Origin of the sequence: Leclercia pneumoniae (genome assembly GCF_017348915.1) — a bacterium.
Classification (GTDB): domain Bacteria; phylum Pseudomonadota; class Gammaproteobacteria; order Enterobacterales; family Enterobacteriaceae; genus Enterobacter; species Enterobacter pneumoniae.
The window spans coordinates 2425865-2439749 of sequence record NZ_CP071383.1 but is presented as its reverse complement, the minus strand read 5'-3'; the positions used below and the strand labels follow the sequence as shown (position 1 = coordinate 2439749).

At 49.8% G+C, this 13885-nt stretch carries 19 protein-coding genes and 4 pseudogenes; 12 read left to right on the top strand and 11 right to left on the bottom strand.

The window, feature by feature from the left end:
* Positions 1-8: 8 nt before the first annotated feature.
* Positions 9-1469, bottom strand: coding sequence for a cardiolipin synthase (gene cls, locus JZ655_RS11800; protein WP_040075278.1), 1461 nt, complete (start codon positions 1467-1469; stop codon positions 9-11).
* 141 nt (positions 1470-1610) lie between these two features.
* Here cls and JZ655_RS11795 point away from each other — a divergent pair, with 141 nt between their 5' ends.
* From JZ655_RS11795 to leuE, 3 genes are all read left to right on the top strand, one after another.
* On the top strand, positions 1611-1784 hold the full coding sequence (locus JZ655_RS11795) for a YciY family protein (RefSeq protein WP_154298803.1): 174 nt from the start codon (positions 1611-1613) through the stop codon (positions 1782-1784).
* A 134-nt stretch (positions 1785-1918) separates the two neighbouring features.
* Entirely contained in the window at positions 1919-2050 is a 132-nt protein-coding gene (locus JZ655_RS21640) for a KPN_01571 family protein (protein WP_216767431.1), read from the top strand.
* 82 nt (positions 2051-2132) lie between these two features.
* Positions 2133-2768 carry a leucine efflux protein LeuE gene (leuE, locus tag JZ655_RS11790; RefSeq protein WP_207291872.1) on the top strand — a complete coding sequence of 212 codons (636 nt, stop codon included), beginning with the start codon at positions 2133-2135 and terminating at the stop codon, positions 2766-2768.
* Between the two features lie 31 nt (positions 2769-2799).
* On the opposite strand, the gene JZ655_RS11785 is transcribed toward leuE, so the two are convergent.
* Positions 2800-3096 (bottom strand): YciI family protein, encoded by a 297-nt coding sequence (locus tag JZ655_RS11785; protein WP_040075339.1) that lies wholly within the window; start codon positions 3094-3096, stop codon positions 2800-2802.
* A gap of 221 nt (positions 3097-3317) precedes the next feature.
* On the opposite strand from JZ655_RS11785, the gene tonB reads away from it, so the two are divergent.
* Entirely contained in the window at positions 3318-4043 is a 726-nt protein-coding gene (tonB, locus tag JZ655_RS11780; protein WP_207293840.1) for a TonB system transport protein TonB, read from the top strand.
* Positions 4044-4081: 38 nt separating this feature from the next.
* On the opposite strand, the gene yciA is transcribed toward tonB, so the two are convergent.
* From yciA to JZ655_RS11760, 4 genes and pseudogenes are all read right to left on the bottom strand, one after another.
* Complete coding sequence (yciA, locus tag JZ655_RS11775) at positions 4082-4477, bottom strand: acyl-CoA thioester hydrolase YciA (RefSeq protein WP_207291871.1); 396 nt, start codon at positions 4475-4477, stop codon at positions 4082-4084.
* Between the two features lie 216 nt (positions 4478-4693).
* Positions 4694-5233 (bottom strand): septation protein A, encoded by a 540-nt coding sequence (locus JZ655_RS11770; protein ID WP_207291870.1) that lies wholly within the window; start codon positions 5231-5233, stop codon positions 4694-4696.
* A gap of 54 nt (positions 5234-5287) precedes the next feature.
* Positions 5288-6031, bottom strand: coding sequence for a YciC family protein (locus JZ655_RS11765; RefSeq protein ID WP_046885205.1), 744 nt, complete (start codon positions 6029-6031; stop codon positions 5288-5290).
* A 25-nt stretch (positions 6032-6056) separates the two neighbouring features.
* Positions 6057-6152 (bottom strand): annotated as a pseudogene (locus JZ655_RS11760) (YkgJ family cysteine cluster protein); the annotation flags it as partial.
* Between the two features lie 219 nt (positions 6153-6371).
* Between JZ655_RS11760 and ompW the strand changes: the two are divergent.
* Positions 6372-7004 carry an outer membrane protein OmpW gene (ompW, locus tag JZ655_RS11755; RefSeq protein ID WP_207291869.1) on the top strand — a complete coding sequence of 211 codons (633 nt, stop codon included), beginning with the start codon at positions 6372-6374 and terminating at the stop codon, positions 7002-7004.
* Positions 7005-7050: 46 nt separating this feature from the next.
* Here ompW and JZ655_RS11750 read toward each other — a convergent pair whose 3' ends face one another.
* From JZ655_RS11750 to JZ655_RS11740, 3 genes and pseudogenes are all read right to left on the bottom strand, one after another.
* Positions 7051-8178 carry a phage integrase Arm DNA-binding domain-containing protein gene (locus tag JZ655_RS11750; protein WP_207291868.1) on the bottom strand — a complete coding sequence of 376 codons (1128 nt, stop codon included), beginning with the start codon at positions 8176-8178 and terminating at the stop codon, positions 7051-7053.
* Positions 8156-8404, bottom strand: coding sequence for an excisionase (locus JZ655_RS11745; protein ID WP_207291867.1), 249 nt, complete (start codon positions 8402-8404; stop codon positions 8156-8158). Before JZ655_RS11745 ends, JZ655_RS11750 begins: the two co-directional genes overlap by 23 nt.
* 52 nt (positions 8405-8456) lie before the next feature.
* Positions 8457-9917: pseudogene (locus JZ655_RS11740) on the bottom strand (3'-5' exonuclease); the annotation flags it as partial.
* A gap of 134 nt (positions 9918-10051) precedes the next feature.
* On the opposite strand from JZ655_RS11740, the gene JZ655_RS11735 reads away from it, so the two are divergent.
* The 5 genes and pseudogenes from JZ655_RS11735 to JZ655_RS21405 all read left to right on the top strand — a co-directional run.
* Positions 10052-10213: a PerC family transcriptional regulator gene (locus JZ655_RS11735; protein ID WP_242637264.1), complete on the top strand. Its 162-nt coding sequence runs from the start codon at positions 10052-10054 to the stop codon at positions 10211-10213.
* Positions 10210-10536 (top strand): hypothetical protein, encoded by a 327-nt coding sequence (locus JZ655_RS11730; protein WP_207291865.1) that lies wholly within the window; start codon positions 10210-10212, stop codon positions 10534-10536. Before JZ655_RS11735 ends, JZ655_RS11730 begins: the two co-directional genes overlap by 4 nt.
* Before the next feature lie 56 nt (positions 10537-10592).
* Positions 10593-10724, top strand: a complete 132-nt coding sequence (locus JZ655_RS21505; protein ID WP_281064303.1) for a hypothetical protein — start codon at positions 10593-10595, stop codon at positions 10722-10724.
* 333 nt (positions 10725-11057) lie between these two features.
* On the top strand, positions 11058-11312 hold the full coding sequence (locus tag JZ655_RS11725; RefSeq protein ID WP_207291864.1) for a hypothetical protein: 255 nt from the start codon (positions 11058-11060) through the stop codon (positions 11310-11312).
* Between the two features lie 55 nt (positions 11313-11367).
* Positions 11368-11596, top strand: a pseudogene (locus JZ655_RS21405) (DNA cytosine methyltransferase); the annotation flags it as partial.
* Between the two features lie 89 nt (positions 11597-11685).
* Here JZ655_RS21405 and wcaA read toward each other — a convergent pair.
* A complete protein-coding gene (gene wcaA, locus JZ655_RS11720; protein ID WP_242637318.1) occupies positions 11686-12570 on the bottom strand; it encodes a colanic acid biosynthesis glycosyltransferase WcaA in 885 nt (294 codons plus the stop codon).
* 81 nt (positions 12571-12651) lie between these two features.
* Positions 12652-12786 (bottom strand): annotated as a pseudogene (locus tag JZ655_RS21400) (pentapeptide repeat-containing protein); the annotation flags it as partial.
* Positions 12787-13313: 527 nt separating this feature from the next.
* On the opposite strand from JZ655_RS21400, the gene JZ655_RS11715 reads away from it, so the two are divergent.
* Together JZ655_RS11715 and JZ655_RS11710 are read left to right on the top strand one after the other, a co-directional pair.
* Positions 13314-13547, top strand: coding sequence for a DinI-like family protein (locus JZ655_RS11715; protein ID WP_207291862.1), 234 nt, complete (start codon positions 13314-13316; stop codon positions 13545-13547).
* A 40-nt stretch (positions 13548-13587) separates the two neighbouring features.
* Complete coding sequence (locus tag JZ655_RS11710) at positions 13588-13833, top strand: hypothetical protein (RefSeq protein ID WP_207291861.1); 246 nt, start codon at positions 13588-13590, stop codon at positions 13831-13833.
* Positions 13834-13885 lie beyond the last annotated feature (52 nt).

The following is a 13885-nucleotide window of genomic DNA, read 5'->3' as shown; positions in this document are numbered from 1 at the left end:
GGCACGTTTTACAGCAACGGACTAAAGAAGTAAAACAGTCGTTCGGCAATTCGCTGCCACAGCGGACGTTTCATCCACAGGCGCGCATCCAGCAGGCGAGAGCGGGAGATGTAGTCGTCCTGAACAGCCGCCAGATCGCCGCCAAAACCGGCGTCATCAATGACCAGCGTGATTTCAAAATTGAGCCACAGACTGCGCATATCGAGGTTCACCGTCCCCACCAGGCTCAGTTCGCCATCGACCAGGACGCTCTTGGTATGCAGTAAGCCGCCTTCAAACTGGTAGATTTTCACCCCGGCGGCCAGCAGTTCGCTAAAGAAAGCACGGCTGGCCCAGCCCACCAGAACCGAATCGTTTCTCCGCGGCAGAATAATGCTCACATCAACCCCGCGCTGCGCTGCGGTACAGATGGCATGCAGCAAGTCGTCGCTTGGCACGAAGTAGGGCGTCGTCATAATCAGGTACTCACGCGCCGAGTAGGCGGCGGTAAGCAGGGCCTGATGAATCAGATCTTCCGGGAAGCCGGGGCCGGAGGCGATGGTGTGAATGGTGTGCCCGCTGGCCTCTTCGAACGGCATGATATTGCCATCTGGCGGCGGGGGCAGAATACGTTTACCGGTTTCGATTTCCCAGTCACAAGAGTAGACAATCCCCATGGCCGTGGAGACGGGGCCTTCCATACGCGCCATCAAATCAACCCACTGGCCGACACCCGCGTCCTGTTTAAAGAAGCGGGGATCAACCATATTCATGCTACCGGTATAGGCGATGTAATTATCGATCAGCACCATTTTTCGATGCTGGCGAAGGTCCATGCGGCGTAAGAACACACGCAACAGGTTGACTTTCAGCGCCTCCACGACTTCGATGCCGGCATTGCGCATCATCGCAGCCCAGGGGCTACGGAAGAAGGCGACGCTGCCTGCGGAGTCGAGCATCAGGCGGCAGTGGATGCCTCGACGGGCCGCGGCCATCAGCGACTCCGCCACCTGGTCAGCCATACCGCCGGGTTGCCAGATATAGAAGACCATTTCGATGTTATGCCGGGCGAGCTGAATGTCTCTGATTAGCGCGTTCATGACATCGTCGGAAGAGGTCAGCAGCTGCAGCTGATTGCCCTTGACGCCGGCGATCCCCTGGCGACGTTCGCACAATTTAAACAGGGACGACGCCACGTCACTGTTGGTTTCGGCAAAGATATGATTGCAGGCTTTAAGGTCGTTCAGCCATTTTGCCGTCGAGGGCCACATGGCACGGGCACGCTCGGCGCGACGCTTCCCCAGGTGCAGTTCCCCGACGGAGAGATAAGCGATAATCCCCACCAGAGGCAGAATATAGATAATCAACAGCCAGGCCATCGCGGACGGCACGGCGCGGCGCTTCATCAGTATGCGCAGCGTTACCCCGGCTATCACCAGCCAGTATCCCAGAATGACCAGCCAACTCACCACGGTGTAGAAGGTCGTCATAAAAAAAATCCTTTTGAAAGCGTATTGTTATGAGTTTACGCATCAGGATTTTTCTGGCAAATAAAAACGGCAGATAAAAGCGCTGGTTTGCGTCTGGTAAGGGTCTATAATGGCGCCTCTGTTAAGGCAAGAGTTGTAAACATGAAGCGCAGTAAAACTGAAGTAGGGCGCTGGCGCATGTTGCGACAGAGCAGCCGCCGCAAGTCGCGGTGGCTGGAAGCACAATCCCGCCGCAATATGCGTATCCACGCCATCAGGAAATGCAGTGTGAACCGTCAACGAAATTCGTTGTTGTTCGCCGTTCAGATTCAGTGAACGATACCAGGGCACCCTCTGCGGTGCCCGATGTTCTCTTCACCCTTTAAGTTTTCCCACCGTTTCGCTTAATCGGGTTAATTTCCTTGCCCGCTGCTGTATGATATAGCCCCCGTATCGCAGATATAACAACAATGAATCCATTTCTCTGGGTAATTATTGCGTTATTTATCGTGGATGCGTTGAGGGAATATACACAACAGCCATCTTTATCGGCCTTTATTGACTATATTTTGACCCTCTCGGCGCATTGCATGACGATATAAGCGCGTTGTTAAAAAACGTCTCTTCGTCAGTCAGGTGTCACCCGGAGATAGCCGGGTTATGCAATTTCAACAGGAGTGAAAGGTGTTTGCTGAATTTGGTGTGGTGAATTTTTGGACTTATGTCGTCGGTGCGATTTTTATCGTACTGGTGCCCGGGCCTAATACGCTGTTTGTGTTGAAAACCGGAATTGGGCACGGTGTGAAGAAGGGATACCTTGCGGCAAGTGGCGTTTTTATTGGTGATGCGGTACTGATGTTCCTCGCCTGGGCGGGCGTGGCAGCCTTGATTCAGACGACCCCGGTTCTCTTTAACGTGGTTCGCTATCTGGGCGCTTTTTATTTATTGTGGCTCGGTGGAAAAATCCTCTGGTCAGTTATTACGCATAAGCAGCAGGGCGAATCCGGCAGCGCGGAGCCGGCAAAAATGATCATGAAACGCTCGCTGGTATTGAGTATGACCAACCCGAAAGCGATTCTGTTTTATGTCTCCTTCTTTGTGCAGTTTATTGATGTCAACGCCAAACATACCGGCGTCTCTTTTATGATTCTGGCACTGACGCTGGAGCTGATTAGCTTTATTTATATGAGCTTTTTGATCTTCTCAGGGGCATTTGTCACCCGTTATCTGAAAACCAAAAAGAAACTGGCCAAACTGGGCAACGGTTTAATCGGGCTGTTGTTTGTTGGTTTTGCTGCCAGGCTGGCATCGCTGCAGTGATTCAAGGCTCCCTCGGGAGCCTTGACTACTTTTAGAAGACTTTCTTGTAAGGCGTGACCGCGACCTTTTGATACACTCCCGCCGCAACGTAGGGATCCGCCTCCGCCCAGGCTTTGGCGGCCTCCAGCGACTCAAATTCCGCAATAACCGTTGAACCCGTAAATCCTGCGGCGCCCGGATCGTTACTATCAACAGCAGGCAGTGGACCCGCAGTCAGCAATCTGCCCTCATCGTGCAGCAGTTGCAAACGGGCCAGATGGGCAGGGCGGACGGAAAGACGTTTTTCCAGGGAATCTGCAATATCTTCAGCGTAAATCACGTAAAGCACGGTGGAGCTCCTGAAGCGATAAAAGAGTTAATTACGTTAAGTGAAACGTCATATGACTGCAATGTAAAGATATAGACAATGTTAAAACTGTAACAAACGCGTGCCTTTTTTCAGCGTCAGTGGGCTTAAATCGCCTGAAGATGAACTGGCTTATTGAATATGATTGCTATTTGCATTTAAAATCGAGGTCTGGTTTTTTAACTGAAACGATTATGACTTCAATGACCCTTGATTTACCTCGCCGCTTTCCCTGGCCGACATTGCTGTCAGTCGGTATTCATGGAGCCGTCGTGGCGGGTCTGCTATACACATCGGTACATCAGGTTATTGAAATGCCAGCGCCTGCGCAGCCTATTTCCGTGACCATGGTTACGCCTGCAGAGCTGGAGCCTGTCCAGGTTGCACCCCCGCCACCGGAACCTGTTGTTGAGCCAGAACCCGAACCGGAACCCATTCCGGAGCCACCTAAAGAAGCACCGGTGGTGATCCATAAACCCGAGCCGAAGCCTAAACCCAAGCCGAAGCCAAAGCCGAAACCGGTGAAGAAGGTCGAAGAGCGTCCGAAACGTGAAGAACGTCCGGTTGAACCACGTACCGCACCGTTTCAGAATACGGCCCCATCGCGGCCATTAGTCAGTAACACGCCGAGCACCGCGAAGCCGGTAGTCACTGCACCTTCAGGGCCGCGCGCATTGAGCCGTAATCAGCCGCAATATCCGGCACGCGCACAGGCGTTGCGTATTGAAGGCCGCGTTCGCGTGAAATTCGACGTTACGCCTGACGGGCGCGTTGAAAATGTGCAGGTGCTTTCCGCCCAGCCATCAAACATGTTCGAGCGCGAAGTGAAAAACGCAATGCGCAAATGGCGTTACGAAGCGGGCAAACCGGGCAGCGGTTTAATTGTCAATATTGTCTTCCGCCTGAACGGCGGTGCGACGATGGAATAAAAAAAGCCTCCGTAAGGAGGCTTTTTTTTGTCTGTTCGTTAGATCTTGGGCAAAGGACGCGGTTTACCGTCGTTGTCTACGGCCACATAAATAAACAGCGCCTCGGTCGCTTTATAACGCTGACCAATTGGCTCGGAAGAGACTTTCTTCACCCACACTTCAATATTGATCGACACCGAGGTATTACCCCTCTTCACGCAGCGCGCGTAACAGCACACCACGTCACCGACGGCAACCGGGCGCAGAAAGGTCATGCCGTCGACTCTGACCGTCACCACGCGGCCATGGGCAATCTCTTTCGCAAGAATTGCACCACCCATATCCATCTGCGACATCAGCCAGCCGCCAAAAATATCGCCATTCGCATTGGTATCTACGGGCATGGCGAGTGTGCGTAAAACCAGTTCGCCCTGTGGGGCGTTCGTTGTTGTCATTATGTACTCTACTCATTACGGAGGACTTCAGGCGGGATGCTACTATGATTTCCAGCCGAGGAGAACAGGTGATAGCGTCCATTTTGCAGGAGCGAATGGCGGGAATAAGCAACGGATGTCGTCAGAAATGGCTCGCCCTGAAGGCGTCACAAGCAGGAGGGGTTTTTATAAAGTATCAGAATGAAAGCCAGGCCGCAGAGCAGCCTGGCGCAGAGATTATTGCTGATCGTCTTGCGGCATATGGCGATAAATATAGACACCGCTCAACAGCGTAAAAATCAGCGTCAGCGCGGTAAGACCAAAGACTTTAAAGTTCACCCAGATATTTTGCGGCAGCCAGAAAGCGATATAGATATTCGCCAGTCCACAAAGAATAAAGAACACCGCCCAGGCGATATTCAGGCGTGACCAGACCTCCTGCGGCAGCGCCAGTTCTTTACCCAGCATGCGCTGGATCAGCGGCTTCTTCATGACAAACTGGCTAACCAGCAGTGCGCCAGCGAACAGACCGTAAATGACCGTCACCTTCCATTTAATAAACTCGTCGTTATGGAAGAAGACCGTCAGACCACCAAACACGGCGACCAGGATGAAAGTGATGAGTGCCATCTTCTCTACTTTGCGATAGCGCACCCAACTGTAGATAAGCACAACAGCGGTAGCAACAATCAACGCCGTGGTAGCGGCATAGATGTCGTAGAGCTTATAGAACGCAAAAAAGACAATCAGCGGTAAAAAATCAAGAAACTGCTTCATTCTTCGATTCCATTATCTGCGACAGCCTGAGCATGACCCAGGCCGTCAGGGAGGTTACTGGCGAATCAGCGTGTACAGACGGAACAGGTATACCAGCAAAATCGCGGAGATCAGGTTGCTCAGCGTGTTGGCAACAACGGCGCCCACATTAGGTGTTAATACAGCAAAATTGGGGGCAAACAGCAGAAGGGCGGTTTTAGCCAGCAGCCAGCCGATCACGGCGGGCGCCACCAGACGCATATTCGCCCAGGCCAGACGCACACTGCTGCGCATGGCGACAAAGATGCCCATCTTATCCTGTACCACCATGACCGGCGCAAAGGCCAGAACAATGGCCAGCAGCACGCCAGGCACCACGACCAGCATAATACCCATCTGCACCAGCAGGGTCGTTAAGAAGATGAGGATAAAGAGTTTTGGCAACACCGGAGCACTGGCCCCGATAGCGCGCAGAGCACTCACCCGCTGACCGGCAGTGACCAACTGAATCATCAGCAGCACGCCACCGGCCATAATTGCATTACCAATCAGACCAGAGAAGGTAGAGGCCGCCGACGCGCGCAGTAAAATCTGCTGCTGCTCGGGCGTCATATTCTGTACAAGCTCAAACAACCCAACGCTACCGGCCAGATTGTCACCCTGACTCAGGCTGGCAATCTGCTCCTCACTCGGCGAAAAAGCATGACCCAGTACCACCGTGATAAATGCGCATAACAAGGCAATCAGTAAAAAGGTAATGAACTGATTGCGGAAAAAATTCCCCGTGTCACGGTAGACAGACTTCGCCGTGATAGACATGCACTCTCCTTGAGTATTGCAGGTATTAATTAGCGGGCAATTGTACCCTGGATAACTCTGCGGTGGCAGCATCAAGGCTTGTATGGAAAAGCATATCTTTGTAAAGCATCAGTAATCCATGACAGGTTTTTACCCCTCAAGACGCGCACATTTTTGAATTTGGCATCTATCGGCAAAATTGATCTGCTTACCAATACTCTTTTTAACGAACCACAGGAAAAATTAACGTAGATCAATGAATGTTAAATTACTGAAATGAATGTGATCTGAGTAAGATCACTTCGTAATTATTTGTAGGTATATTCCCCCTCGCAGTTAAAACCATAACGAGGGAGTGGATATGAAAAAGGCAGTGGTTGCAGCACTTATCTTAGGCAGTCTGTCAGGCGGCGCTTATGCCCATGAGGCAGGGGAATTCTTCTTCCGGGCGGGCTCCGCCACGGTTCGCCCAACGGAAGGCTCTGACAACGTGCTGGGAATGGGCGGCTTCAACGTCAATAACAATACGCAACTGGGTATGACCTTAACCTGGATGGCCACCGACAATGTCGGGGTTGAGCTTCTGGCCGCCACCCCGTTCCGTCATAAAGTGGGGCTTGGGCCAATGGGCGATATCGCCACGGTTCACCATCTTCCGCCAACGCTGATGGCCCAGTGGTATTTTGGCGATGCAGGTAGCAAGGTTCGCCCGTATATCGGCGCCGGGGTGAACTACACCACCTTCTTTGACGAGAAGTTTAATGACAAAGGTAAAGAGGCCGGTCTGTCGGATCTGAGCCTGAAAGACTCCTGGGGTATGGCGGGACAGGCGGGGGTGGATTACCTCATCAACCGCGACTGGCTGATCAACATGTCCGTCTGGTACATGGATATCGACACCGAAGTGCGCTTTAAAGCGGGCGATCAGCAGCAGAATATCAGCACCAGACTGGATCCGTGGGTGTTCATGTTCTCGGCGGGCTACCGCTTCTGAAACTCTTCTGCAAAACTCCTGCAAAACCTTTCTGCAAAACTGGTCTCTAAATGACCAGTTTTTTATACCCTTTTCCTCGAGTGTCATTATATTTATTCGTCATGATTACGCTGGAGTGTCCAAGTAAAACCTGAGTGTCTATCCCTTGCTCGCGGTAAAGGCGCTCCGATAATGATCTCTGTTCGTGGAAGCTTGGTGCCGAGCCGTTTTTGTCCCATTCATACGCCACGCTATCTCTCGCTTTGCTAAATGCGACCGTTAAAGTTGCCGGCTTTACCATGCCGCCCCGTTTGGCTTTCCCTTTTGCGTGGTGGTGGTGCAACAGGTAAGGGCTCAGAACCTTGTCGCGGCATGATGAGATCACTTCACCGAGCGAGATGCCCAGCGCGTTACAACGTAACTCAAGAGGAATTGCCAGCTTGAATCCTGTCTTGCTTTGCTCGATGCACAGACAGCCTTCCATGATGTCACTGAACTTCATATTGCAAATATCAGACAGACGCTGACCTGTCAGTATCGCCAGCTGCATGCCACGTTGTAAAAAGTAGTTATCTTTTTCTGCTGCGTTAAAGATAAGCACCCACTCTTCCAGCGTTAACCTTTGCCGTGTAATTTTCACGTGCGGTTTTTTGCTTGCCAATGCAGGGTTAAAACCAGCAGGAACTTCACCAACCTGCTGCGCCTCCGTAAACACATCGATAGCCACCTTCCTGAAGATCTGCCCCATTCGGTTATGACCCCTCTCTTTATAATCATCCAGAATAGAAACAACATCCTTCACTGTGATCTCATCCATTTTTCGTTGCCCGTAAAACTCCTCCAGCACCTTCAAAGGAGAACCTTTTTGCTTGTAGGTGTTGAGCTTTATTTCGCCACGCTCCAGTCGCTCTTCCTGCAGTTTTTTGTAGCGAACCAAAAATTCGCTGATTGTGGCCGCACCGCCAAGGCGTTTATTGATCTCGTTCTTGGTCTGGATCAAATGTCGCATTTTCTGCTCTGCCAGGCGGCTATTTGCTTCCACTGCGATTTCTTTGGCGACACTTTCATCCGTTCCCAGTCCGTGAAACTTACCAGTTACCGGATGCTTATATCGCCAGTAGACTTTCTTGGTGCGCGAATCGAGATAGCAGGAAAGGCCTGGAATAGACACGTTATGTTTCCGCGGTCGCGCCATCTTCTAAAATCCTCCTGAGGAGTGGGTGATCTTGTTTCTTTATAACTGGCTCAGCAGAAAACCCAACAAATCTGGCTGATACCTCAACGCGCCAGCTTTTACCGACTTTGCAGGGTGGCGGGGATATCATGCCGTTCTTTGCGTACTTATTAAGGGTAGATGCGCCGGGCACTGGCTCACCAAACTCAAGCTTTGCCCATTCAGATAGCAGAACTAATCTGGACATAGTCTTCTCCAGATAATGGCCCTTTACAGGGCCAAAATGTGAATATAGGAAATCAGTTTGCGTTCAGGCGCTGCCAGATAGCTGAAACGTATTTGACCTGGTGGCGGGCGTCGGCCAGAGCGTTATGCTGATCGCCTTCAAAAGGAATGTCGTAACGAGCATTTAGCCCAACCGCTTTTCCCAGCTCAACGACGGTTCGCACGTCCCGGTAATTCCAGTGCGGGATAGGGAAGGGGGTGTCAGCCAGTTCAAATGCCGCTTCAAGGAGGGAGCAATCAAACGAACTACCATTCCCCCAAAGCTGCACATTCTTAGAACCGTTGGCTGCGTTTTCAGCAATGAAGTCGAGAAGTTGCTCGAGCGCTTCTACCAGCCCGACCGTATCATCGACCACGATTGCAGATCGGGCCTCCGGCGATTGCTTCAGCCACCAGAGGATGGTGCTGGCGTCTGGCCTGGCCCCGAATGACATCGACGATTCGAGGTTAATCACCTGGTAATGTTCGGCGCCAGTTTTTCCGCTGGCCGGGTCAAAGAATACGGCCCCCATTGAAACGATCGGCGCGCCCGGTTTTTTACCCATAGTTTCGAGATCCACCATCAGGTGCGTGAACAAGGTTTCCGGATTAGTTGAACCATGCTCCAGCTCTTCTTTCAGTCCCGCCTCCATTGCTACATAGGTTGCATCGCCAGCTACACCGCTGCAGTCGGGGCAACCGCCGCCACCTTCGATACCACAGTCGTCGCAGACGGTATCCGCTACAGCATCTGCTTGCGAATCAGCTGCATCAGCGCTTTCGCCTGGTGATACCGCATCAGTAGCTTCGACTTTCTCTGGCTGAGCCGCTTCCATCTGCACATCGCTGGTGGTCTCCGTTACGATTTCCGTTTTATCGACATCATTTGAGGGGGTTGTGGTGATCGGGTCAGTTTTTCCGCCCATCAGGCCATCGATGGAGAAAATTCCCCCACCCACGTTGGCGATTTCTGGTTGTTTGGCTGCGACTTTCTGCTCTGCTGCGACCTGCTCGTTAATTTCGTTTTCCCAGCTTTTTTCCGGCACGTTGCCAGCGGCTGCCAGAGTTTCTTCAGTCGGGTGCTCGTGGTCGGTTTCAGTCAGGTTCGCGTTGATATACGTCTGCAGACTGACCGGGAAGTGGTGAACGCTATCTGCGGCGCCACGGATGAGTGCGAAGATAGCGGCGCGCGAATAATCCAGGATGCCGGCGGTTTTACGTAGTGCTTCGGACCACTCTTTGAACGGGCTTTCTTTATTGCTGACGATCTCTTTTGCACGACGGAAAACACCACCAGGGATATCGTGGATGTTGAAATCCATTGGCAGAGTGGCCAGCGCAATTTCAATGTCCAGTGTGTCCAACGTGTGGGTAAGGGTTGGGTTGCGGTCTGTCTTATTACCGCCGCCGGCATTGGTTTTCGTATCAGTGCGTTGAATCTGCGATACACGATTACCCTTCAGCCACTCTTTGACTAGCAGGCCGCGGTCGATATATTCAGATTCCACCCAGATTTTAGTGAAGCGAAGTACCAGCGCGAGCTCGTGACGCTTACACGGTTGCACCCGATGCTGACATTCCAGACGTTATCTTGCCCTGCATGATCCTGAAAAGTGACCCGGCGAGAATCATGGCAGCTGAACAGAAAGCGAAGGCGCTGGCTGACAAGGGTTTATGGCGGCGTGCAGCTGGCGTTTATACCGACATGTTCAGCATTGCCTGCAGCTCAGTTGAAGTGGCACGTATAGCCAAACGCCGCAATGAATGCCTGCGAATGGCGAGGAGAGCATGAATATGGCCAGCAATAAGCTTTGGACAATCATTCGCGCTATCCAGTCCGGTGGTGAGATTACACCGCGTCAGGTTTGCCGATTGCTCGACTGCGACAGCAAAAAGGCGTGTCGCATGCTTGAGCACCTTGTAACAGCAGGAGCAGTTAAGAACATTGGCCAGCCACGGCACCCCGTATTCGTCATGCTGCCGGGTGGAGAGAAGCGCATCAAGCCATTGCAGGTGGTGCTGGTGGAGCGCCAACAGCCAAGCATTACAGACGTCTGCCGCCAGAACTGGCAGGGCTATCAGGTACACAAAATTTTCGGGAGCGCGCGGGTATGAACGATTCACTGAACAACAAACAGCTGGTGGCGGTTGGTCATTAGTTTGCGAAGGCGATGAGCAGCGACACGCCGATCATCGATATGGCGAAGATGTTCACTCGCCTGGGCGATCGGCTGGACTGCACCACACTGGCGCTGCGCTGGATGCTTACCGCGCCGCCATGCTTCAGGGTGCCGAACCTGTAAGCCAGTCTTACATGTTGCGAGAAGGATGTGTTGAATAAGGTTGCCTTTGTCTCTTGAATGACAAACCCCAAATAGACACTTAGAGCGGAAGAGGGAAAATGTGCTCTCTTTCACAAAGGAGGGTTTATGGCTAATTTCATTAAGATTCAGTCTAGTCAACAAGAAATTTATTATCGTCAAATAGCGGCCGCTTTGGGGTTAACGTGGGATGAGTATCTTAGAATGAATCCCCACTTGAAAAAATTATTTGGTGAAGTGTTCTACTAGTTCATCACTGTAGCTATTAGGCTGTGGTAGTTTTAACAAAAATCTGAAATTGATTGTGAGGTTCGTATGGAAGTAGATATTTTACTAATCGGAAATGGACTGACTGGCGAAGTAAAAATGTATGATTATCCGAATAAAAAGTTTTTGGTGACTGAAGTGACGGTACAGTCCGCTAATGCGGCCCGTGTTTTTGATGTTGTGTTGCATGAATACAATGGAAAAACCTATGCGATAGGAATCGGAAAAGCGACGGACTCGCTGCAGGTCGAAAGCTTGATCGATACCAAACAGCCAAAGCCAATACCAGGAAACCTGCTTTAAAGGTTCTAAAAGCTAAATTCGGTTTTAATAATTGGATGGCAAAAGTCATGGGATCATAATGAGCGTGGAGTACCGTATTGTGGATATCAGTATGCGCATGCTGCAGAGCTGTGCCACGCCCGAGGTTTCCCGGAGTGGTAGATCATCGACCGGGACTATCGTGGTATGAAGTATGCGAAGGATAAGCAAGTTGCCCGGTGTGGCAATTCAGTACTAGGGCCGTTTGCTGAAGCACGGGTAAGGACAACATGCCAGAAATGCGCATCATTAAGAATGCGACATAATTGACTAAAATGTAGCCGCGAAGTCGCGGCTACATTTTAGCGCTTTGTCCGTTTGAAACGGGGGAGGAAACGATATTTTTATCAGGCAGTTAGAACTTTCTGTTTCTAAAACTGGAATACATCATCAGATATCTTTTAATATTGCGAAGTGTCATCAATTTCATCAGCGTTCGCGAACTCATGCTTTTATTACGGATATAGTACAGGGTAAAGAGTTGATATTTTCTACTGGAAGCATCTAATTTAGATTTATGCTTTCGATAGAAATCCAGATAACCTGCGAACTTTCTCCCTGAGCATGTAATTCGAACTTCTCCATGATTTACATAAAGCACTTGAGTAATGTCATCCAGTTTGAATGGGTCGCCATATGTTTCAGCCAATCGATAAAAAGCATCATAATCCTGCGCTGCGCTTAAATTCTCATCAAACAATGTTTTACGCAGTCTGTCGGTTAATGTCAGGATCTGATTGCCAATTATATTTCTTTTATCAAACAGGCTCTTTTTGTATGCGGGTTTAGGATAATCTTTCAATTCGCTTAAATTTTGGTAACTATTGCTTTCACATAGGTAATCATTTGCATACAAAAATGCGTGAGTCTCAAGCTTGTACTGATAGGCAACAAACGACGAAAGACGGGTAGGTAGCCATTCGTCATCATCATCCAAGCCTGTAATCAAATAGCCTTTGGCCATTTTTATGGCCTGATTTCGGACAGCGCAGGCACCCGAATTAAATTCGTTACGAATATAGGTTATACGTGGATCTTTAAGTTCAGCAACAAATGCCTGCAGCTTCTCAAAAGAAGAGGAAAAATCATCAATAATGATAAGTTCCCAATGAATATAATCTTGCCTAATTACAGAATTTATAGCCCGTATTGTCAGCGCTTCACGATTCCATGTCGGCATGTAAACAGTGATAAGAGGTGTAGCGGTCAACGTAGCCTCCGGCACGTAATCATTATCCATCAATGCACCAGTAAAACTTGCGGCTTTGATATTACTTCCAGAGAAGTCAACGCCAGCGCAAACCGCATGATCGAAGATAGCCCCCTCTGTATTGCAGTGACTCATATTAGCCCCGTTAAGATTGGCAAATGAGAAATTAACCCCACGTAGATCACTGAAAGAAAGGTCACTTCCGGATAAGTTGATATTTTTCAAATTTAGCCTCCGGAGGTCCATAAAACGCAAGTCAGCGCCTGCTAGATCTGAATAATAGTCTGGATTTTTTAAAGATTTATTGTGATGTTTGAGCAATTTTCTCTGTGCCACTTTTTTGCTGTTCATGTTTAAATTTTTTGCTTTATGTAAGCGCATATAACAAACATTCTGCACAGTTAAACACTGCTGTTGCTGTTCAGCAATCATGCCAATAATTTTTAGGATATATGCCATGGAACTTACAAAAAAAGACGATCATGTTGCCTTAACAATAAAGCAACTTAAGGTTAAATTTTATGTAACCTCTTGGCCTTGACCACTCGAGAAGACAATGCTTCCGAAACAGCCTGATCGATAAGTAACCAAACATGGAGCGAGGCGTACGTTGTGTGCAAGGATCTCCTGGGGTTTCTAACAAAACATGGTCGATGCGTCCTTATCTTCATCAATACAAACCGCATTTGATGCCCCGAAATTATTGCAAACCAGAAATGAGAGGTTTATAAAGTAACTGTATAAATATACAGTTTTTCAGCGAGGAGGGAAAAATGAAAGTTGATTTAACCATTGATCGGACTAAAAAACTTCCAGATGGCGCGCTCCCGGCGCTTCAAACAGAACTATCTAAACGATTACAGAATGAGTTTGAAGATTGCTCGGTGACTATTCGGCGCGCAGGTATGGATGGGTTGAGTGTTTCTGGTGGTGAGAAAGACGTTAAAACGAAAGTTGAAGAAATCCTCCAGCAGACCTGGGAAAGCGCTGACGACTGGTTTTATTAATACAGCATTCAATGACTTTTCCAGGCTGAAGGGGGGACTGGTGAAACAAAAAGAAGAATTACCAAAAAAGGGATATGCGGTCATTAGGTGTCACGATGGGGTTATCGTTGCACGACTGCAATCATTTCCAGAATGTGAGCGAGCGCTGATGTACAGGCGTGGCGATGAAGTATCCTTCATGCCGCTCCAGCGAGATGAGATAGTAGGCACACCAACACTCTTTACACAGATGCTGGAGAAGGCGGGTATTCGCGTTTCTCTAAACTCTGATACACTCCCCTCATAGGCCTGAACAACCTATACCTGCTGCGCCACTGGAGAGATACCATGGCGCAAAA

Excerpts from the sequence above, each read along its gene's own strand:
- JZ655_RS21505 (WP_281064303.1), top strand. The coding sequence starts at position 10,593 with ATGAGCAGCGACACGCCGATCATCGATATGGCGAAGATGTTCACTCGC.
- ompW (WP_207291869.1), top strand. The coding sequence starts at position 6,372 with ATGAAAAAGGCAGTGGTTGCAGCACTTATCTTAGGCAGTCTGTCAGGC.
- JZ655_RS11750 (WP_207291868.1), bottom strand. The coding sequence starts at position 8,178 with ATGGCGCGACCGCGGAAACATAACGTGTCTATTCCAGGCCTTTCCTGC.
- JZ655_RS21640 (WP_216767431.1), top strand. The coding sequence starts at position 1,919 with ATGAATCCATTTCTCTGGGTAATTATTGCGTTATTTATCGTGGATGCG.
- JZ655_RS11725 (WP_207291864.1), top strand. The coding sequence starts at position 11,058 with ATGGAAGTAGATATTTTACTAATCGGAAATGGACTGACTGGCGAAGTA.
- JZ655_RS11715 (WP_207291862.1), top strand. The coding sequence starts at position 13,314 with ATGAAAGTTGATTTAACCATTGATCGGACTAAAAAACTTCCAGATGGC.
- cls (WP_040075278.1), bottom strand. The coding sequence starts at position 1,469 with ATGACGACCTTCTACACCGTGGTGAGTTGGCTGGTCATTCTGGGATAC.
- JZ655_RS11770 (WP_207291870.1), bottom strand. The coding sequence starts at position 5,233 with ATGAAGCAGTTTCTTGATTTTTTACCGCTGATTGTCTTTTTTGCGTTC.
- tonB (WP_207293840.1), top strand. The coding sequence starts at position 3,318 with ATGACCCTTGATTTACCTCGCCGCTTTCCCTGGCCGACATTGCTGTCA.
- JZ655_RS11745 (WP_207291867.1), bottom strand. The coding sequence starts at position 8,404 with ATGTCCAGATTAGTTCTGCTATCTGAATGGGCAAAGCTTGAGTTTGGT.
- JZ655_RS11735 (WP_242637264.1), top strand. The coding sequence starts at position 10,052 with ATGGCAGCTGAACAGAAAGCGAAGGCGCTGGCTGACAAGGGTTTATGG.
- JZ655_RS11730 (WP_207291865.1), top strand. The coding sequence starts at position 10,210 with ATGAATATGGCCAGCAATAAGCTTTGGACAATCATTCGCGCTATCCAG.
- JZ655_RS11765 (WP_046885205.1), bottom strand. The coding sequence starts at position 6,031 with ATGTCTATCACGGCGAAGTCTGTCTACCGTGACACGGGGAATTTTTTC.
- yciA (WP_207291871.1), bottom strand. The coding sequence starts at position 4,477 with ATGACAACAACGAACGCCCCACAGGGCGAACTGGTTTTACGCACACTC.
- wcaA (WP_242637318.1), bottom strand. The coding sequence starts at position 12,570 with ATGGATAATGATTACGTGCCGGAGGCTACGTTGACCGCTACACCTCTT.
- JZ655_RS11795 (WP_154298803.1), top strand. The coding sequence starts at position 1,611 with ATGAAGCGCAGTAAAACTGAAGTAGGGCGCTGGCGCATGTTGCGACAG.